The following is an 18,073-nucleotide window of genomic DNA, read 5'->3' on the forward strand; positions in this document are numbered from 1 at the left end:
CCTTACCGGTTTCATGCCATGAATTTCAAGCTCTTCAGCCTTTGTGCCCTTTTAGGTTGTGGCTTCTTTGCTACTAATTTCGTAGCAGCCCAAGCCGTGTCATCGGCGCCCGCACCGGCTGCCTCTGCCCCAACCGGTGAATCCAAAAACATCAACGAGTGGTTGATGCGTATGCACGAAGCCTCACGGAGCCGCTCTTATGTGGGGACCTTTGTTGTTTCTTCAGGGGGCGTCATGTCCAGCGCGAAGATCTGGCATGTTTGCGACGGGGCGCAGCAGGTGGAGAGGGTTGAAACCCTGACGGGTGCGCCGCGCTCTGTTTTCCGGCATAACGACCAGGTCGTCACCTTCATGCCCGAGCACAAAGTGGTGCGGACCGAAAAACGCGAGTCGCTCGGACTTTTTCCGGAGCTGCTGAAATCCAACAACAGCCGCATTGGTGATTTCTACAAGGCCAGACAGGAAGGCAGCGAACGTGTGGCCGGGGTCGAGGCGGACATCATTTCGCTGATTCCGAAAGACGCCATGCGGTTCGGTTACCGCGTCTGGGCAGAGCAAAAGAAGGGATTGGTCGTCAAGCTGCAGACCCTCGATGCTGACGGCAAAGTGCTCGAACAGGCGGCTTTTTCCGAGTTGCAGTTTGACACGCCGATAAAAATCGAGAAGCTCACGCAGATGATGGCCAAGACCGATGGCTATCGAGTGGTGACGCCTGGCCTGGTGAAAACCACGGCAAGCGCGGAAGGCTGGGTTTTGAAAACGCCGGTGGCTGGTTTTCAGCCCATGAGTTGCTACAAGCGCCCTGGTGCAGAGCCGTCCAGAGGCGAACCCATGCAATGGATTTTCTCGGACGGTCTTGCGACGGTGTCCCTGTTTGTCGAGGCCTACGACGCCCAGCGGCACGACAAGGAATCCAGGCTGTCCATGGGCGCGACGCAGTCGCTGTCCCGGCGGCTCGACGCCTACTGGCTGACCGCGATGGGCGAGGTGCCCATGACCACGCTACGCCAGTTCGCCGACAGTCTTGAACGCAAGAAGTAGTGCCCTCAACTCTGAGGCAGATGTGCCGGCGGCATTGCGTGTCTGGCCTGAACTTTTTCCTTGCCCTTTTGCTCTCACCATCTTTCGAAAGCCCACAATGCCTCTATTGAACTGGAACCAATGTCGCTCTTATGTCGTCACCGGGATGCTGGCTTTGGGGTCTGTGCTGGCGCTGGCGCCAGTGCAGCCTCTGATGGCGCAAACCCGGAACCTGCCGGACTTCACTGATCTGGTCGAAGCGGTGGGGCCGTCCGTGGTCAACATCCGTACCGTTGAAAAAGTCAGGGCCGGAGCCGCAGGGAATGCAGACGAGCAGATGCTGGAATTCTTCCGGCGGTTTGGCATTCCCGTGCCGCCCAACATGCCTCGCTCGCCCCGGCCGGATCGCGGTCCACAGGAAGAAGAGCAGCAGCCCCGAGGCGTCGGTTCAGGCTTTATCCTCACTTCAGACGGTCTGGTCATGACCAATGCCCACGTGGTTGAGGGCGCTGATGAGGTGATGGTCACGCTGCCAGACAAGCGCGAATTCAAGGCCAGGATCATAGGCGCCGACAAACGCACCGATGTGGCCGTCGTCAAGATTGAAGCCACGGGTCTGCCGGCCGTCAAAATTGGCGACGCCAACCGCATGAAAGTTGGCGAATGGGTCATGGCCATCGGTTCTCCCTTCGGACTGGAAAACACCGTTACCGCCGGCATCGTCAGCGCCAAGCAGCGCGACACCGGCGACTACCTGCCCTTCATCCAGACCGACGTCGCCATCAATCCGGGCAACTCCGGCGGCCCGCTGATCAACATGCGCGGAGAGGTAGTCGGCATCAACAGCCAGATTTACTCACGCTCGGGCGGATTTCAGGGCATCTCGTTTGCCATTCCCATCGACGAAGCGATCCGGGTGGCAGATCAACTGCGCAGCACGGGACGTGTGACCCGTGGCCGTATTGGTGTGCAGATTGACCAGGTCACCAAGGATGTTGCCGAGTCCATCGGACTCGGAAAGCCCCAGGGCGCTCTGGTGCGCGGTGTCGAGGCAGGATCACCCGCTGAAAAAGCGGGCATTGAAGCGGGCGACATCATCACCCGGTTTGAAGGCAAGGTCATTGACAAAGCCAGCGACTTGCCACGGCTTGTCGGCAACGTAAAACCCGGTACCAAATCCACGGTCACCGTTTTCCGCCGCGGCGCCGCCCGCGACGTCAGTGTGATCATCGGTGAGGTTGAGCCTGAAAAACCAGCACGCAGAGCGCAGGCGCCGGAAGCCAAGCCGCCGGTAGCGGGTCCCGCCCAGGTACTGGGTCTGGTCGTCAGCGAGCTGACCGATGCACAGAAAAAAGAACTCAAACTCAAAGGGGGCGTCAAGGTTGACGCGAGCGAGAGCACAGCAGCACGCGCTGGGCTTCGCGAGGGGGATGTTATTTTGGCCATCGCAAATACAGAAATCGCCGGCGTGAAGGATTTTGAAGCGGCGCTCGCCAAAATCGACAAGACCAAACCTGTCAACGTGCTATTCAGGCGTGGTGAGTGGACGCAATATGCGCTGATTCGCCCAATGCGTTAAAACGCTTCTGCGGCCTGCGCTTCAACCACGACCACTTTAGGCCCCCATACCCCGCTTGGGGTTGGGGGTTTTACTTGAACAGGGTCAATCCAAAAATATAAAAAAATATTTCGAGCGATTCCGCATCGCGCGATATGTTTGTGGTCGCTAACTTCTAATCCAGTCTAAGGACTGTTTTTGATAGAATGGCCGGTCGATTGGGACTATTTCCAATATATCGATGTCGGAAATGGTCGTGCGATGACATCTTAAAGGAGCATTCACAGCTGATCCACAGATCGCCCACAAGTTGTCCATAGGCTCTTCGATAAAATTGTGAATAAGTTGTGGATAAATTTCATGTTGCAGCCTTGCAACGACAAAAATTTGGCAATTTCGAGGCTATGCGGCGCGGGCTTTTTGCCTACAATGAAGTTTCCAGCTATCGCAGTTGCCATAGATTGTTGGTTCAGGGCGCGTCATAAGTGACGCGCCCTTTTTTATGGTTTGTGCGAAATGAGTTTCATCTCTTCGCAGTATTTTCAAGCACTTAGGCGTTCCCCTTGATGAATCACATCAGAAACTTTTCGATCATTGCGCACATTGATCACGGCAAATCCACGCTCGCTGATCGCATCATCCAGCGCTGCGGCGGTTTGCAGGACAGAGAGATGAGTGCGCAGGTTCTCGATTCGATGGATCTGGAAAAAGAGCGTGGGATAACCATCAAGGCACAGACCGCTGCGCTCAAATACAAAGCACTCAATGGTCAGATTTACAACCTGAATTTGATCGACACGCCAGGTCATGTCGACTTCTCTTATGAAGTGAGTCGTTCGCTGTCTGCATGCGAGGGTGCGCTGCTCGTTGTTGACGCAAGTCAGGGCGTTGAAGCGCAGACGGTGGCCAACTGCTACACCGCACTGGACCTCGGCGTGACCGTTGTGCCGGTACTCAACAAAATGGATTTGCCGAACGCAGATCCCGATAACGCGAAGCAGGAAATCGAAGACGTGATCGGGATCGACGCGACCGACGCGATTCCGTGCTCCGCCAAAACCGGCATGGGTATCGACGAGATCCTGGAAGCGGTCATCGCCAAAATACCCGCGCCGGGGGGCAACCCGGACGGCCCGCTGCGGGCCATGATTGTTGACAGCTGGTACGACGCCTATGTCGGCGTGGTCATGCTGGTGCGTGTGGTCGACGGCCGTCTTGTCAGGGGTGAGCGCATCAAGCTGATGGCCAGCGAAGCCACCTACAACGCCGACCAACTGGGCGTGTTCACGCCGCACACCGAGCAGCGTCCGGCGCTGGAGGCCGGTGAAGTGGGCTTCATTATTGCCGGCATCAAGGAGTTGCAGGCCGCACGCGTCGGCGACACTGTGACTCTGATCAAACCGGGTACCGGCGGAGCTGCCGCGACGGCCACCGAGGCCTTGCCGGGTTTCAAGGAAATCCAGCCACAGGTGTTTGCCGGCCTGTACCCGACCGAAGCCAGCGAGTACGACTCGCTGCGCGACGCGCTGGAAAAGCTCAAGCTCAACGATGCTTCGCTTCATTACGAACCCGAAGTCAGCCAGGCGCTGGGTTTCGGCTTTCGCTGCGGCTTCCTGGGCCTGCTGCACATGGAAATCGTGCAGGAGCGCCTGGAGCGTGAGTTTGACCAGGACCTGATCACCACCGCGCCCAGCGTGGTGTACGAGGTGCTGCAAGCCGACGGCAGCGTCCTGATGGTCGAAAACCCGTCCAAGATTCCCGATGCCGGCAAGGTGAACGAGATTCGGGAGCCCATCGTCACCGTGCATTTGTACATGCCTCAGGAATACGTGGGTGCTGTCATGACCCTGGCCAACCTCAAACGAGGTGTGCAGCAAAACATGGCCTACCACGGCAAGCAGGTCATGCTGACTTACGAAATGCCGCTGGGCGAAATCGTTCTGGACTTCTTTGACAAGCTGAAATCGGTTTCGCGCGGTTACGCCTCCATGGACTACGAGTTCAAGGAGTTCCGTGCGTCGGACGTCGTCAAGGTAGATATCCTGCTGAACGGTGAGAAGGTGGACGCGCTGTCCATCATCGTTCACCGCAGCCAGTCGGCCTACCGCGGACGGGCGGTGGTGGGCAAGATGCGCGAGATCATTTCCCGGCAGCAGTTCGACGTTGCGATCCAGGCCGCCATCGGGGCCAACATCATTGCGCGTGAGACAATCAAAGCCTTGCGCAAAAACGTCATCGCCAAGTGTTATGGCGGCGATATCTCCCGCAAACGCAAGCTCCTCGACAAACAAAAAGCGGGTAAAAAACGCATGAAACAAATCGGCTCGGTGGAAGTGCCCCAAGAGGCCTTCCTCGCCATCTTGCAGGTAGAAGAATAATGCTGGGCTTCATGAGTACCCTGACCGCGCTGGTTCTGGCCGTGTTTGTTGGCTATGGTGGCGCCTGGTATTTCGGCCTGGTGGAAGGCAATTTTTCCCTGCTGCTGTTTCTGGCAACGGTGGTGACTGGGGTCTACTGGCTTGCCGAGAAGTTCTATTTCTGGCCACAACGCCGCAGGGCCGCTGAACGGATAGAGCATGAGGCCGCGGCTCGCCGCGGCGAGCTGGCCAGCAAGGGCATCACCCAGGTGGACGGCAACCTCCACGACGCCCAGACAAAAATCCTCATGCAGCCCTGGTGGCTGGACTGGACCGCCGGCCTTTTCCCGGTCATCGTTGTCGTGTTTTTGTTGCGCTCGTTTCTTTTTGAGCCGTTCAAAATTCCCTCGGGCTCCATGATCCCAACCTTGCTGGTGGGCGATCTGATTCTGGTCAACAAATTTCACTACGGCGTGCGGCTGCCGGTCATCAACCTCAAGTTGATCGACAACAACAGCCCGCAGCGCGGCGACGTGATGGTGTTTCGTTATCCGCCCAAGCCCAGCCTCGACTACATCAAGCGGGTCGTCGGCGTGCCGGGTGACGAAGTGGCCTACCTGAACAAGAAGCTGACCGTGAACGGCATGGCCGTCCCGAAGGTGGCACAGCCTGATTTCTTTGATGAAGACGCGCTGCGTTATGCCAAAGAGTTCAAGGAAACCACCGGCAACAAGACCTACCGCTTGCTCAATGACGAGGACCGGGCGCCTTTTATCAGCTCACGATATGAGTTTCCATTCAAGCAAAATTGTCGCTACAGTATCGAGGGCGTGGTTTGCAAGGTGCCTGAGGGGCATTACTTCATGATGGGTGACAACCGGGACAACTCTGAAGACTCCCGCTATTGGGGATTTGTCCCTGAGGCCAACATCGTCGGCAAGGCCTTTTTTGTCTGGATGAATTTTGGTAACCTCAAGCGCATTGGCGCCGTGGACTGACAGGCTGCGTGTCGTCGGGAGGGCCTTCAGAGGCCAAGCGTCGCGGCTCATTGAAGCTCAATTAAAAAGCTGGAGAAACTCATGAAAAATCGGCAACGTGGCATTTCCTTCATTGGCATCCTTTTTGTGGGTGGTGTGCTGGCCTTCTCCGGCGTTATTGCGGCGCAGGTATTTCCCACGCTGGTGGAGTTCCAGGCCATTAAAAAAGCCGCCGGCAAAGCTAAAGACGGCAATACCGTTGCGGACGTCAAAACCATCTTTGACAAAGCGGCCCAGATTGACGACATCAAGTCCATAGCGGGCAAAGACCTGGTGGTTACCAAGGAAGGCGACAAGACCGTGGTGAGCTTTGCCTATAACAAAGAGATCCACATCGGCGGCCCCGCATTCCTTTTGCTCAAATACGCGGACCAAGCCAAGTAAGTGCGTGGCGAGCCCTTGAGTTCTGACTTGCAGGCCTTGCAAAAGCGCCTGGAGCACGAGTTTTCCAACCCCCGCCTGCTGCAGCAAGCTCTGACGCACCGCAGCTTTTCGGCTGACCATAACGAACGCCTCGAATTTCTCGGTGACTCCGTACTTAATCTGGCGGTTGCCGGCCTGCTGTATGAGCGCCTCAGCGAATTGCCCGAGGGCGACTTGTCCCGGGTGCGGGCCAATCTGGTCAAGCAGGACACCCTGCACAAGCTGGCTGTTGACATCGGGTTGCCGCAACTTATCCGCCTGGGAGAGGGCGAGTCCAAGTCCGGCGGGCAAAAGCGCCCGTCCATCCTGGCCGATGCGCTCGAGGCGGTGTTGGGTGCCGTCTATCTTGATGCCGGTTTTGAAAAGTCAGCCCAGTTGGTGCGCCGCCTTTTCAAAGACGTTGAAATCAACCCGCAAATGCAGGCGATTGGCAAAGACGCCAAGACCGAGTTGCAGGAATGGCTGCAGGGCCGCAAAATGAACCTGCCGATTTATCGAGTGGTTGGCACGCTGGGCGCGGCGCACAAGCAGACCTTTGACGTTGAATGCGAAATCTGCGAATTCGGACGGGCCGAGCGGGGTATCGGCGGCTCACGGCGGGCCGGAGAGCAGGCCGCAGCAGCCATCATGCTGGCTTACGTCAAAACACTCGACTAATCCGGCGGCTGCAGGCGCGGCTGCCACAGGCACCAAAACACCATGACCCCAGGCAAGAAACCTCCCAAAAAAACTGCTGCCGCTCTAGACGCCACAGCTCTGCCGCCGCAGGACGACGCGCTCGAAGCCATGCTTGCCAAGGCCATGACCGCGCGCGCCAACAATGCACCACCGGTCGAGGGGCAGCGTTGCGGAACGATTGCCATCGTGGGCAAACCCAACGTCGGTAAATCGACTCTGCTCAACGCGCTGGTCGGGCAAAAAATCAGCATCACGTCGCGCAAGGCCCAGACGACGCGGCACCGTATCACCGGCATGCGCACGATCGGCCCGACACAGTATGTGTTTGTCGACACACCCGGCTTTCAGACCCGGCATGGCAACGCGCTGAACCGCTCCCTGAACAAAACGGTGGTCGGCGCCGTGAGCGACGTGGATTTGATTGTGTTTGTGGTCGAAGCCGGGCAGTTCAACCAGGCCGACGCCAAGGTGCTGTCCCTGTTGCCCGCCGATACGCCGGCCATTTTGCTGGCCAACAAGTTTGATCTGATTCACCGCCGCGGCGACATTGCCCCCTGGCTCAAGGAGATGCAGGAGCGGCACAACTTTGCCGAGTTTGTCCCGATGTCGGCGAACAATGCCAAAGACATCGAGCGCCTTTTCGGCATCTGCGAAAAATACCTCCCCGAGCAGCCATGGATGTACGGTGCTGACGAGCTGACCGACCGCAGCGAGCGTTTCATGGCGGCCGAAATCGTGCGCGAAAAGCTGTTTCGTTTGACAGGCGACGAGCTGCCCTATACCTCCACAGTCATCATCGACAAGTTTGAGCAGGAGGGCGAGCTGCGCCGGATTGCTGCGACCATTGTTGTTGAGCGCGATGGCCACAAGGGCATGATCATTGGCGAAAAGGGCGAAAAGCTCAAACGCATTGGTACCGAAGCCCGGCACGAGCTGGAAGCTCTGACCGGCGGCAAGGTGTTTATCGAGATCTGGGTCAAGGTCCGGTCCGGTTGGGCGGATGACGAGGCCCGTGTCAAAACATTTGGGTATGAGTGATGGAGCCCCCACGGTCGTTCGCTTCGCGTAACTCCCTGCCCCCCGAGGGGGCGTTGCGCCTGCGGCCCGGCAAAGCCGGTTCCGCGGCCCCGGCTGGTATTTCATTCGCTTGGCGGTGAGCTGCCGGGCTTTTACCGGGCGCTGTCCTTTTGGTCACCAAACGCATTTCTGACGAGCCGGCCTATGTGCTGCACCGCTACGACTGGAGCGAGTCCAGCCTGATTCTGGAAGTTTTCACACGCGGCTACGGCCGTATTGCGCTGGTGGCGCGCGGGGCGAAAAAGCCCAGCTCCAACTTTCGCCCTGTCTTGTTGCCGCTCCAACCGCTGCACGTCGCCTTTGGCGGCGATGCTGAAATACGCACACTGCGCAGTGCAGAGTGGCAGGGTGGTCATGTCATGCCGACGGGCGACGCGTTGCTGTCCGGCTATTACATCAATGAGCTGGTAATGCGTCTCCTCGCACGGGATGATCCGCACCCGGTTCTGTTTGACGCTTACACCACCACCGTGCAGCTGCTGGCCAGCCAGAGCGCTGACACCTTGCAGGCGGCGTTGCGGGCCTTTGAACTACGCCTGCTGCAAGGCATTGGCCTGTTGCCGACGCTGGACGCGCAGACCGCCACGCTAACGCCTTTGCAACCGGACCTTGCCTATGTGCTGGTGGCGGAGTCGGGTTTGCGAGAGGCGCATGACGACGACCGCGCCAGCCTGCTCGGACAGGAGTGGCAGCATCTGCAGGAGGCGCTGGCTGACGACGCGCCTTTTACTGACACGATGCAGGCCTGCGTCAACCATCTGCCGGCCCTGAAAAGCCAATTACGCTCCCTGCTGCACTACCATTGCGATGTGAAGGTTCTGAAAACCCGGCAGATGATGATGGATCTGCAGGCCCTGTAAATCAAACACGCCAAATCCCATGCCACCAGTTCACGCCCCCGCCCCGCGCCACCCCACCGCCCTGTCGGTCAACGTCAACAAGGTTGCCCTGTTGCGCAACACGCGGCATCTGGGTATTCCAGACGTACTGCGCGCTGCGCAGCTTTGCCTGGAGGCTGGCGCGCAGGGCATTACGGTGCACCCTCGCCCTGACGAGCGCCATATCCGAAGCGACGATGTGTACGAGTTGGCCGCGCTGATGAAAGACTGGCCGGATCGTGAGTTCAATATTGAGGGCAACCCCTTCCAGAACCTGATGGAGTTTGTGCGCAACCTGTCCGCGCGCGGGCTCCCGCTGCACCAGTGCACCTTTGTGCCCGACAGCGAAGCCCAGTTCACCAGCGACCACGGCTGGACCTTTCCCGACGATGCAGAGCGCCTTGCGCCGCTCATTGAAGAGGCCCACGACCGCGGCGTGAGGGTCAGCCTGTTTATGGACCCTGTACCGGAAGCCATGGCAGCCGCACAGGCGGTGGGTGCGGATCGGGTCGAGCTGTATACCGAGACCTACGCCAGAGCGTGGGGCACGCCAGATAAAGACAAGGTTTTAAAGCAGTTTGTCCAGACGGGACGGGCGGCAGCCGCTATCAAATTAGGAGTAAATGCCGGGCATGACCTGAACCGCGACAATCTGCCCGAGTTTTTGTATGCGGTGCATGGTGTGCTGGAGGTCTCTATTGGCCACGCATTGATAGCCGACGCGCTTGAAATGGGTTACAGCGCGACCGTCAGGGAATACCTGCGCTGCATAGACCAGGCCTTTGCCCTTGGGTACCAGCCCGGATGATTTACGGCATTGGAACGGACATCTGTGATGTGCGCCGGGTGCGCGCCAGCGTAGAGCGGCACGGCGAACGCTTCGCGCAAAAAATCCTGAGTGACGCAGAACTCGCCACCTGGAAAGCCCGCAGCGCCCGCTGGCCAGAGCGCGGCCTGCGTTACCTGGCCACGCGCTTTTCAGCCAAAGAGGCTTTCAGCAAGGCCGTAGGCATGGGCATGCGCATGCCCATGACCTGGCGCAGCTGCGAAATAGCCAAGGCCGCCAGCGGCAAACCCGAGATTGTTTTGCACGGCGCGCTCAAGGAGTGGTTCGAGGCGCGCGGCCTCACCGCCCACGTTACCGTGACTGACGAAACCGACTACGCCGCCAGCTTTGTGGTGGTCGAGAAAAACACGCCTACCTGATTTCCGTTTTTAACCCAGAGCACCCATGAGCCAACACGCCCCCCTGATCATTGATATTGCCGGCCTTACCCTGAGCAAGACCGACAAACGCCGCCTGAAGCACCCGCTGACCGGCGGCATTATTTTGTTTGCCCGTAACTGGGAAAACCGCGCCCAGCTCACTGCCCTGTGCAAAGACATCAAGAAAATCCGCGCTGATCTCCTGATCTGTGTTGACCACGAGGGCGGCCGGGTGCAGCGCTTTAAAACCGATGGCTTCACCCACTTGCCGCCCATGCGTGCACTGGGTGAGTTGTGGCTGAAAGACGCCATGGCCGCAACCAACGCCGCCACCGCCTGCGGCTATGTGCTGGGTGCCGAGCTGCGCTCCTGTGGCGTCGACTTCAGCTTCACGCCGGTACTGGATCTGGATTTTGGCGAAAGCAGCGTCATCGGCGACCGCGCCTTCGCGCGCGACCCGCGTGTGGTCGGCCTGCTTGCCAAAAGTCTGATGCACGGCCTGCTGCAAAGCGGCATGGCCAACTGCGGCAAACATTTTCCCGGCCACGGTTTTGTCAAAGCTGACTCGCACACCGACATCCCGGTCGACCAGCGCAGCCTCAAAGCCATTCTGGCCGACGACGCCGCACCTTACGACTGGCTCAACACCACGCTGACCAGCGTGATGCCTGCGCATGTGATTTACCCCAAGGTGGATGCGCGGCCTGCGGGCTTTTCAGAGAAATGGCTCACCTACATCCTGCGGGGTCAGCTCGGTTTTGGCGGCGCGATTTTCAGCGACGACCTCAGCATGGCCGGTGCCCGCATCATCGACGGCAAAGAGGTCAGCTACACAAAAGCGGCGGTGGTTGCCCTCAATGCTGGCTGCGACATGGTCTTGCTGTGCAATCAGTCCGTGGACGGCGGCAAGGCCGTGGATGAGCTGCTGGATGGCATGGCCGAAGGTTTGCTCAGAGGCGCATGGGAGGCGCTGGAGTCCAGCGAGCTGCGCCGGATGGACCTGCTGCCAACAACGCCAGCCATCGCCTGGGATGATTTGATGGTGCACCCGGCGTATATGCACGCCATGGGGCTGCTGCCCTGAGGGCGCGCGAAAAAACTGGCGCCCTCTGGATTGTCATCCCGGGCTTGACCCGGGATCCATGACTCCTGGGTTTAGCACCCACGGCGCCTCGCCACCCGCATCCACATGCGTCAGGTACAGCCGCAAGTCCAGCTCAAACTGGTGGTATTGCGGCTCCATGTAGGTGCACAGCTGGTAAAAGGCCTTGTCGTGCGCCTTTTCCTTCAGGTGCGCCAGCTCATGCACCGTGATCATGCGCAAAAACTCGATGGGCACTTCTTTGAACAGGCTTGCCACCCTGATCTCCCGCTTGGACTTGAGTTTGCTGCCCTGAACCCGTGACACCGTGGTGTGTGTGCCCAGTGCGTGGGCAATCACCTGCAGCTTGCTGTCGTAAGCAACCTTGCTCAGCGCATCGGCGTTGCGCAAAAACTCATTTTTCAGATCCATCACGTAGCCATACAGCGCCTTGTCGGTGCGTATGTCATGCGTGCCCGGGTACTTCTTTTGCAGCATCGTGCCCAGGCGCGTCTGCGTGACCAGCTCCCGCACCTGGGTTTGCATGGATTCGGGGTAGCCCGTCAGGTACTTCATGGGGCTGGTGATAAGGGCGTGGGCAACTGGTGATTTTAGTCGCGCAGGGCAGAACACCCCGTCATTCATCGGGTTGAGACCGATTCTTGCTAAGCTGCCTGCATGAACCTCCCGCTTGCCCCCGAACCCGCAGCCGACACCGGCGCGCCGCAGCCAATCATCAATCTGGCGCTGCAGGGCGGCGGCTCTCACGGCGCATTCACCTGGGGCGTGCTGGATGCACTGCTGGAAGACGGACGGCTGGACATCGAAGGTATCAGCGGCACCAGCGCCGGCGCCATGAATGCCGTGGCCCTGGCGCATGGGTTTGCGCTGTCACAAGGCAAAACCAGAATTGAGCGACACGAGGCAGCGCGTCAGGCGTTGGACAATTTCTGGAACGGCATTGTCGACATGGGCGCCATCTCATCGTCACTATCCAAAATGCAGCGCGCGCCGTTTGGCATCTTGTTCGGCCTCATGGGTACCGGCAATTCCTCTACCAAGCTGTGGACCGACGCCATGACGCGCTACTGGTCCGGCTCCATGTCACCGTACCAAAGCAACCCTTTTGACATCAACCCGCTCAAAGACTTTCTTGAAAAGCAGGTTGACTTTGACCGCCTGGCGGCAGCCCGCCACCCTGACACGCCTAAGGTATTTGTCGTTGCCACCCGCGTTGCCAGTGGCAAGGCCGAGGTGTTTTCCGGCAGGCGCTTGACGGCCAGCGCCGTCATGGCATCAGCCTGCCTGCCCATGGTTTTTCAGGCGGTGGAGATTGACGGCGACCACTACTGGGACGGCGGCTACTCCGGCAACCCCGGCATTCACCCGCTGATCTACGGCTGCGACAGCCGCGATGTCGTGCTCGTGCAAATCAATCCCATCCTCCGAAACAAGCTGCCCACCACTTTTGCAGAAATTGCCAACCGCGTCAACGAAATCACCTTCAACGCGGCACTCATTGCCGAGATGCGCGCCATCGACTTTGTCAAACGCCTGCTGGCAGAAGGCAAGCTGGAGGCCGCGCACTATAAAGATGTGCTGATGCACCGCGTGGACGGCGGCGAAGCGCTCGAAAAATTTGAGGCAGCCTCACGCTCATCAACAGAAAAAGGCCTGATCCATTCACTGCGCGACCTGGGCGTGCTGTGCGGAAAGGAGTGGCTGCACAAACGCTTTGATTCGCTCGGCGTCAAAAGCACAGTCAACATTGCGCGTGACTACCTGGACGATTTGCGTGTGCCGGTGGAGAAGGCTGAGGTAGCGGCCGCTGCAGACCCCGCTGCACCAGCGCCGCCGCTGCTGCCGCCGGTGTTTCCTCCGGGTGCTGGGTTGCTGTAGGGCAGTGCGGAGTCAGGTTGGCTATAAAAATAGCAAACTATGCCCGCTGGCAAGGGCAGGCTGACTTTCCGGGTGATGCCGCTATAGTGCGACCTGTGGCCCCAACAAAATCAAAGCCTCACGCACATCAGTCTGCTGCTGATACGACGAAGGCGGTTGATGAGTTCATGGCCGCTCTCACCCACAGTGCAAAAAGCGAAGTACAGGCAATCCGAAGTCTGATCCTGGCCGCCGATCCCCGCATTTCGGAAGGGATCAAATGGAATGCTCCCAGCTTTCGCACCACTGAATACTTTGCAACGACGAATTTGCGGGAGAAGAAAGGAGTCGGGGTCATCCTTCATCTTGGAGCGAAAGTCCGACAAATTCCACCGGGTGGCATGCCAATTGATGATCCCCAAAAACTTCTGAAGTGGCTGGCCCAGGATCGAGCGACGGTGGTATTCAAAGATATGAGCGATTTCAATGCCATGAAGGCGGCATTTTTGGGCGTCATACGCAGTTGGATTGCCTATGTCTGAAGAATCCGGATATTCGAGCGTGCGCAAGCAGCGGCCTCACGCTTCTATCGAGAGGACTCGTTCCGGCAGGCCAACGCTAGCCTCCCTTCTCGGACGTTAGCCTGCACAACGTAAATACCCCAACTTGATCGGAGGCCCAACATGAGTGATATCAGTATCCGCGAAGCGATTGAGCGCGTAAGCGCTGCAATATCCGCTGACCCCACCAGGGCCCCAGCAAAGAACGCGCCCGCTACGGCCCGCCTTACGGCAGGTCTCCAGTGTGAATTGAGCGGCCCGAACAATGAGCGCCTTTTTACGGATATGCCGCTTGGGATAGGCGGTGCAGCGTCGGGCCCTAATCCGGGGTGGTTGCTTCGAGGTGCGTTGGCTTCCTGCACTGCTACTGTGATCGCGATGCGCGCAGCAAAGCTGGGGGTGACGCTGAGTCATCTTGAGGTCACCGTAGAAAGCGACTCTGATAACCGTGGCATGCTAGGGCTTGACGAAAATGTTTCGGCTGGCTTGGGAGCCATGCGCATGAAAGTCAAGATCGGCGCCGCTGCAGAAACTTCCGATGATCTGCGCCAAATCGTGGCATGGGCCGACGCGCATTCTCCGGTCGGGTGCACCACCAGACAGGCGACTCCCTGCTCACTTGAAATCGAGATTGCTGGAGATGCGGGCTGACACCCAGGAGGTTGCAGGCGCGACGGTAACCGCGCCTTTTCGGCCCCGTGCCCCCGCGGCGGGAAACTCAAGGTTAAACATCAAGTCTCACAAAACCCACCATGTCAAATCGCTCCACACTCTCCCAAACAGTCGGCCTTGCCGTCTGGCTGGCCGCCGTAGCGGCCGTTGCCGCCTTTGGTGCCCTTGCTTCTGTCGATGCGCCTACTTTTTATGCGCAGCTGGTCCGGCCAGCATGGGCACCGCCTGCTGGTGCTTTTGGGCCTGTTTGGTCTGTTCTTTATCTGCTGATGGGAATAGCCGCCTGGCTGGTGTGGCGTGAGCGGGGCGCTCACAAGCTCGGGACTGCGCTCACATTGTTTCTGGTTCAACTGGGTGCCAATGCGCTTTGGTCATGGTTGTTTTTTGCCTGGCGTCAGGGCGCTCTCGCGTTTTTTGATGTGCTGGTTCTTCTGGCTCTCATAGCGCTGACGATTGTTTTCTTCTGGCGCATCAGTCGTTGGGCTGCTGCGCTGATGCTTCCTTATTTCGCCTGGGTATGCATTGCATCTGCATTAACGTGGTCTGTGTGGCGAAATAATCCCGGGCTTTTGTAGATTGATGCAGCAGAGTAATGGCTGATACAACCCCTCACACTGCCCAGGGCGCGGGCGCTGCGCCACTTTCAGACCTGCCTCCGCGTGCCGCCGTGGTTCTTGGCCCCAGCGAAGGCCGGCCGTACCCCATGGGCAGCATCTCTGCCGTGTTCAAAGCCGATGGCGCAGAAACTGCCGGAGCATATTCAATTTCTGAATGGTGGCTGGAGCCGCACACCCAAGGCCCGGGCGCGCATGCACATCCGGAAGATGATGTGTTCTACGTCATTGAGGGCGTGATGAGTTTCTTCGTCAACGGCGCGTGGATAGATGCCACAAAAGGATCTTTTGTACTGGTGCCGGGTGGCTCCACCCATGATTTTGAAAACCGCAGTGCATCGCGCGCTGGCGCTTTGAATTTCTCTGCACCCGGCAATTTTGAGCAGCACATGCCGGGCATTGCCGAATGGTTTGCCGAACATCCGCCGGGGCGGGCGGGCTAAAACTGAATCAGAAATTGCTCTCGTTTTGAGAGCAAACTTTGTTCACAGTCAAAGGGCCAAAGGCCGATTTGGCTTAAAAGTCCTGGCAGAAGACCTGTCAACCCTCGCGCCGCAACGCCGGGAACAGAATCACGTCGCGAATGCTGGCACTGTCGGTCAGCAGCATCATGAAGCGGTCTATGCCGATGCCGCAGCCGCCGGTGGGAGGCATGCCGTACTCCAGCGCTCGCACGTAGTCGGCATCAAAGTGCATGGCTTCTTCGTCGCCACCGTCTTTGGCGTCTGACTGCGCGTGAAAGCGTGCGGCCTGGTCTTCGGCGTCGTTGAGCTCGCTGAAACCATTTCCAAACTCGCGGCCGGTGATGTAGAGCTCAAAACGTTCAGTCACTTCGGGCCGGGCGTCGTTGGCTCTGGCCAGCGGTGATATTTCTGTCGGGTGCTCCATGATGAAGGTGGGCTGCCACAGCTTTTCTTCCACCGTTTCTTCAAAGTAGGTGACCTGCAGGCCGGGCAGAGAGCGGGCCTCGAGTTTGTCTTTGGCGCTGTGTTTGCCCAGTTTTTTCAGCGCGTCGAGCAACCAGGCGGCGTTGTCCACGTTGGCGCCCGCATCGGTGTGCTTGATGATGGCTTCGCGTATGGTCAGGCGCTCAAAGGGTTGGCTCAGGTCCACCGGCTTGCCCTGATAGGTGAGCTGCGTATTGCCTGCTACCTTCATGGCGACGTGACGGATCAGGTCCTCGGTGTAGGTCATCAAGTCCTGGTAGTTCCACCACGCGGCGTAAAACTCCATCATGGTGAACTCGGGGTTGTGCCGCACGCTGATGCCTTCGTTGCGAAAGCTGCGGTTGATCTCGAACACGCGCTCAAATCCGCCGACGATCAGGCGCTTCAGGTACAACTCAGGCGCAATGCGCAAAAACATTTCCTGGTCCAGCGCGTTGTGGTGGGTCACAAAAGGCTTTGCGTTGGCGCCCCCCGGAATCGGGTGCAGCATGGGCGTTTCAACTTCGAGAAAGTTGTTGTCGACCATGAAGCTGCGCATAGTGGACACGGCCTTGCTGCGGGCCGCAAAACGCTTGCGCGCGGCTTCGTCGGTGATCAGGTCCACATAACGCTGGCGGTATTTAACTTCCTGGTCGGCCACGCCGTGAAACTTGTCGGGCAGCGGGCGCAGGCTTTTGGTCACCAGGCGTATGCCAGTGGCGTGAATCGACAACTCGCCGGTTTTGGTTTTGAACAGGGTGCCGGTGGCAGACACGATGTCGCCCAGGTCCCAGTGTTTGAAGGCGTTGTGCACGTCTTCGCCCACGCCTTCGTTGTTGATGTAGACCTGAATACGCCCGCCCGAGGGGCCAAAGGACGCGTCCTGCAAAGTGGCAAAGCTGGCCTTGCCCATCACCCGTTTGAGCATCATGCGTCCGGCCACGTCTACCGTTACGGCCAGCGGCTCCAGCTCTTCCTTGGTTTTGCTGTCGTAGGCGGCAAACAGGGCCTCTGCGCGGTGCGTGGGTTGAATGTCGTTGGGAAAAGCCACACCCTTGCCGTCGGCCTGCTGCTGGCGCAAGGCCTTGAGCTTGGCGCGGCGCTCGGCCATCAGCTGGTTCTCATCCGGTGCAGGCGTTGCTGCGGTGGCCGGGGAGGGGGGTGTGGTGTTGGACATGGAAAGGGTTCTTGTAGAAAACAAAAGAAGGGCCGGGCCGGCCACGACGCGCGCGGCACGCCAAAGCGGCAGACCGTTGATTTTAGGCTGCGGCGCCCGGTCACTGACCCGAGGGCCGCAACGCTTACATCGCGATGCCAGTGCGCTCCAGAATTTCGGCCACCAGTTCGAGTCTGACCAAAGGGCTGTCAAGCTCCATCAGGCGCTGTTTGAGGTCCAGCGGCATGGGCAGCAGCTCGCACCAGCGATTGGCAACCCAGCCACAGTCGTTCAGGTCGAAGGGCGGCTCCAGCGGCATCTGGTCTTGCGGAATGCCTTTTTCCTGCAGGGTTTTGATCAGCTTGCCCAAGGCATTGGCTGCACCGTGCAGGTCATCGGGCACCTTCACCGCCTGGTCGTTGTCCAACCGGGTTACGTCGGCAATCCACAGCCCGTGTTTAAGCTTTTCGCGGCTGGAAATCTCAAATCGCTGTGCGCCCGCGCAGCGGATAACCATCAAACCCGGTTGCGGCGTAGAAAACGACGAGATAGTGGCCAAGGTGCCGACCGTATTGAATTCTTCGGCAGCGAATCCGTCGCCGGTGGGCCCCGCGTCGGCCTTGCGGACCTCCGAGCCCTGCGTCAGCGACACCACGCCAAAGGGCGCGCCGGTTTTGTAGCACTTGCCAATCATGTCGAGGTAACGGACCTCAAAAATCCGCAAAGGCAGCAGGCCGCCGGGATAAAGCACCGCACCCAGCGGAAACAGTGGGAGCGAGGAAAGGGTGAGGGCTTCAGGCATCAATAAGGGCTGGGCAATTCAGTGGTTGCCACCATCTTCCCACGATCCTGTTTGCGGACGCTGAGGTTGGGGGCAAGTCAGCGCGTCCAGTTCGGGTATTCAAGTCAAAACGGCGTTCTGCCCTTTATTGACGGCAATACTTTGCTATTA

Annotated in this window: 19 protein-coding genes; 16 read left to right on the plus strand and 3 right to left on the minus strand. The window is 58.8% G+C overall.

The window, feature by feature from the left end; genetic code table 11:
- Positions 1-18: 18 nt before the first annotated feature.
- The 11 genes from VE934_RS03505 (at position 19) to nagZ (ending at position 11,318) form a co-directional block, all read left to right on the plus strand.
- Positions 19-1,041, plus strand: a complete 1,023-nt coding sequence (locus tag VE934_RS03505; protein ID WP_324884372.1) for a MucB/RseB C-terminal domain-containing protein — start codon at positions 19-21, stop codon at positions 1,039-1,041.
- A gap of 97 nt (positions 1,042-1,138) precedes the next feature.
- Positions 1,139-2,599: a DegQ family serine endoprotease gene (locus VE934_RS03510; protein ID WP_324884374.1), complete on the plus strand. Its 1,461-nt coding sequence runs from the start codon at positions 1,139-1,141 to the stop codon at positions 2,597-2,599.
- A 545-nt stretch (positions 2,600-3,144) separates the two neighbouring features.
- Entirely contained in the window at positions 3,145-4,956 is a 1,812-nt protein-coding gene (gene lepA / locus VE934_RS03515; protein WP_324884376.1) for a translation elongation factor 4, read from the plus strand.
- Complete coding sequence (gene lepB, locus VE934_RS03520; protein WP_324884378.1) at positions 4,956-5,933, plus strand: signal peptidase I; 978 nt, start codon at positions 4,956-4,958, stop codon at positions 5,931-5,933. Before lepA ends, lepB begins: the two co-directional genes overlap by 1 nt.
- Positions 5,934-6,014: 81 nt before the next feature.
- Positions 6,015-6,356 carry a DUF4845 domain-containing protein gene (locus VE934_RS03525; RefSeq protein WP_324884380.1) on the plus strand — a complete coding sequence of 114 codons (342 nt, stop codon included), beginning with the start codon at positions 6,015-6,017 and terminating at the stop codon, positions 6,354-6,356.
- Between the two features lie 15 nt (positions 6,357-6,371).
- Entirely contained in the window at positions 6,372-7,052 is a 681-nt protein-coding gene (gene rnc / locus VE934_RS03530) for a ribonuclease III (protein ID WP_324884383.1), read from the plus strand.
- Between the two features lie 129 nt (positions 7,053-7,181).
- Positions 7,182-8,111 carry a GTPase Era gene (gene era / locus VE934_RS03535; protein ID WP_414693808.1) on the plus strand — a complete coding sequence of 310 codons (930 nt, stop codon included), beginning with the start codon at positions 7,182-7,184 and terminating at the stop codon, positions 8,109-8,111.
- Positions 8,112-8,260: 149 nt separating this feature from the next.
- A complete protein-coding gene (gene recO / locus VE934_RS03540; protein WP_324884387.1) occupies positions 8,261-9,010 on the plus strand; it encodes a DNA repair protein RecO in 750 nt (249 codons plus the stop codon).
- A gap of 19 nt (positions 9,011-9,029) precedes the next feature.
- Complete coding sequence (locus VE934_RS03545; protein ID WP_324884389.1) at positions 9,030-9,836, plus strand: pyridoxine 5'-phosphate synthase; 807 nt, start codon at positions 9,030-9,032, stop codon at positions 9,834-9,836.
- Entirely contained in the window at positions 9,833-10,234 is a 402-nt protein-coding gene (acpS, locus tag VE934_RS03550; protein ID WP_324884391.1) for a holo-ACP synthase, read from the plus strand. Before VE934_RS03545 ends, acpS begins: the two co-directional genes overlap by 4 nt.
- A 25-nt stretch (positions 10,235-10,259) precedes the next feature.
- Entirely contained in the window at positions 10,260-11,318 is a 1,059-nt protein-coding gene (nagZ, locus tag VE934_RS03555) for a beta-N-acetylhexosaminidase (protein WP_324884393.1), read from the plus strand.
- A gap of 33 nt (positions 11,319-11,351) precedes the next feature.
- Here the strand turns inward: nagZ and VE934_RS03560 are convergent, their stop codons facing one another.
- Complete coding sequence (locus VE934_RS03560; RefSeq protein ID WP_324884395.1) at positions 11,352-11,891, minus strand: M48 family metallopeptidase; 540 nt, start codon at positions 11,889-11,891, stop codon at positions 11,352-11,354.
- Positions 11,892-11,993: 102 nt separating this feature from the next.
- Here VE934_RS03560 and VE934_RS03565 point away from each other — a divergent pair, with 102 nt between their 5' ends.
- The 5 genes from VE934_RS03565 (at position 11,994) to VE934_RS03585 (ending at position 15,482) form a co-directional block, all read left to right on the plus strand.
- A complete protein-coding gene (locus tag VE934_RS03565) occupies positions 11,994-13,214 on the plus strand; it encodes a patatin-like phospholipase family protein (protein WP_324884397.1) in 1,221 nt (406 codons plus the stop codon).
- A 167-nt stretch (positions 13,215-13,381) separates the two neighbouring features.
- Entirely contained in the window at positions 13,382-13,735 is a 354-nt protein-coding gene (locus VE934_RS03570; RefSeq protein WP_324884399.1) for a DUF1801 domain-containing protein, read from the plus strand.
- Between the two features lie 141 nt (positions 13,736-13,876).
- Positions 13,877-14,404: an OsmC family protein gene (locus VE934_RS03575; protein ID WP_324884401.1), complete on the plus strand. Its 528-nt coding sequence runs from the start codon at positions 13,877-13,879 to the stop codon at positions 14,402-14,404.
- 101 nt (positions 14,405-14,505) lie between these two features.
- The gene (locus VE934_RS03580; protein WP_324884403.1) at positions 14,506-15,000 is read left to right on the plus strand and encodes a TspO/MBR family protein; all 495 of its coding nucleotides are present in this window, start codon (positions 14,506-14,508) and stop codon (positions 14,998-15,000) included.
- 17 nt (positions 15,001-15,017) lie between these two features.
- Positions 15,018-15,482 (plus strand): cupin domain-containing protein, encoded by a 465-nt coding sequence (locus VE934_RS03585; protein ID WP_324884404.1) that lies wholly within the window; start codon positions 15,018-15,020, stop codon positions 15,480-15,482.
- Positions 15,483-15,579: 97 nt separating this feature from the next.
- Here VE934_RS03585 and lysS read toward each other — a convergent pair whose 3' ends face one another.
- Both lysS and VE934_RS03595 read right to left on the minus strand, forming a co-directional pair.
- The gene (lysS, locus tag VE934_RS03590) at positions 15,580-17,142 is read right to left on the minus strand and encodes a lysine--tRNA ligase (RefSeq protein ID WP_324884406.1); all 1,563 of its coding nucleotides are present in this window, start codon (positions 17,140-17,142) and stop codon (positions 15,580-15,582) included.
- Between the two features lie 124 nt (positions 17,143-17,266).
- Positions 17,267-17,923 carry an LON peptidase substrate-binding domain-containing protein gene (locus VE934_RS03595; RefSeq protein WP_324884408.1) on the minus strand — a complete coding sequence of 219 codons (657 nt, stop codon included), beginning with the start codon at positions 17,921-17,923 and terminating at the stop codon, positions 17,267-17,269.
- Positions 17,924-18,073: the final 150 nt, after the last annotated feature.

It is taken from the genome of Polaromonas sp. (genome assembly GCF_035638815.1).
In the GTDB taxonomy this organism is placed as follows: domain Bacteria; phylum Pseudomonadota; class Gammaproteobacteria; order Burkholderiales; family Burkholderiaceae_C; genus Polaromonas.

What these genes read in the sequence shown, in the direction of transcription:
- lysS (WP_324884406.1), bottom strand. Translation starts at nt 17,142, where the DNA reads ATGTCCAACACCACACCCCCCTCCCCGGCCACCGCAGCAACGCCTGCA.
- acpS (WP_324884391.1), top strand. Translation starts at nt 9,833, where the DNA reads ATGATTTACGGCATTGGAACGGACATCTGTGATGTGCGCCGGGTGCGC.
- era (WP_414693808.1), top strand. Translation starts at nt 7,182, where the DNA reads ATGCTTGCCAAGGCCATGACCGCGCGCGCCAACAATGCACCACCGGTC.
- lepB (WP_324884378.1), top strand. Translation starts at nt 4,956, where the DNA reads ATGCTGGGCTTCATGAGTACCCTGACCGCGCTGGTTCTGGCCGTGTTT.
- VE934_RS03570 (WP_324884399.1), top strand. Translation starts at nt 13,382, where the DNA reads ATGGCCGCTCTCACCCACAGTGCAAAAAGCGAAGTACAGGCAATCCGA.
- nagZ (WP_324884393.1), top strand. Translation starts at nt 10,260, where the DNA reads ATGAGCCAACACGCCCCCCTGATCATTGATATTGCCGGCCTTACCCTG.
- VE934_RS03580 (WP_324884403.1), top strand. Translation starts at nt 14,506, where the DNA reads ATGTCAAATCGCTCCACACTCTCCCAAACAGTCGGCCTTGCCGTCTGG.
- lepA (WP_324884376.1), top strand. Translation starts at nt 3,145, where the DNA reads ATGAATCACATCAGAAACTTTTCGATCATTGCGCACATTGATCACGGC.
- VE934_RS03510 (WP_324884374.1), top strand. Translation starts at nt 1,139, where the DNA reads ATGCCTCTATTGAACTGGAACCAATGTCGCTCTTATGTCGTCACCGGG.
- VE934_RS03505 (WP_324884372.1), top strand. Translation starts at nt 19, where the DNA reads ATGAATTTCAAGCTCTTCAGCCTTTGTGCCCTTTTAGGTTGTGGCTTC.
- VE934_RS03585 (WP_324884404.1), top strand. Translation starts at nt 15,018, where the DNA reads ATGGCTGATACAACCCCTCACACTGCCCAGGGCGCGGGCGCTGCGCCA.
- VE934_RS03575 (WP_324884401.1), top strand. Translation starts at nt 13,877, where the DNA reads ATGAGTGATATCAGTATCCGCGAAGCGATTGAGCGCGTAAGCGCTGCA.
- VE934_RS03595 (WP_324884408.1), bottom strand. Translation starts at nt 17,923, where the DNA reads ATGCCTGAAGCCCTCACCCTTTCCTCGCTCCCACTGTTTCCGCTGGGT.
- VE934_RS03560 (WP_324884395.1), bottom strand. Translation starts at nt 11,891, where the DNA reads ATGAAGTACCTGACGGGCTACCCCGAATCCATGCAAACCCAGGTGCGG.
- VE934_RS03545 (WP_324884389.1), top strand. Translation starts at nt 9,030, where the DNA reads ATGCCACCAGTTCACGCCCCCGCCCCGCGCCACCCCACCGCCCTGTCG.
- VE934_RS03565 (WP_324884397.1), top strand. Translation starts at nt 11,994, where the DNA reads ATGAACCTCCCGCTTGCCCCCGAACCCGCAGCCGACACCGGCGCGCCG.
- VE934_RS03525 (WP_324884380.1), top strand. Translation starts at nt 6,015, where the DNA reads ATGAAAAATCGGCAACGTGGCATTTCCTTCATTGGCATCCTTTTTGTG.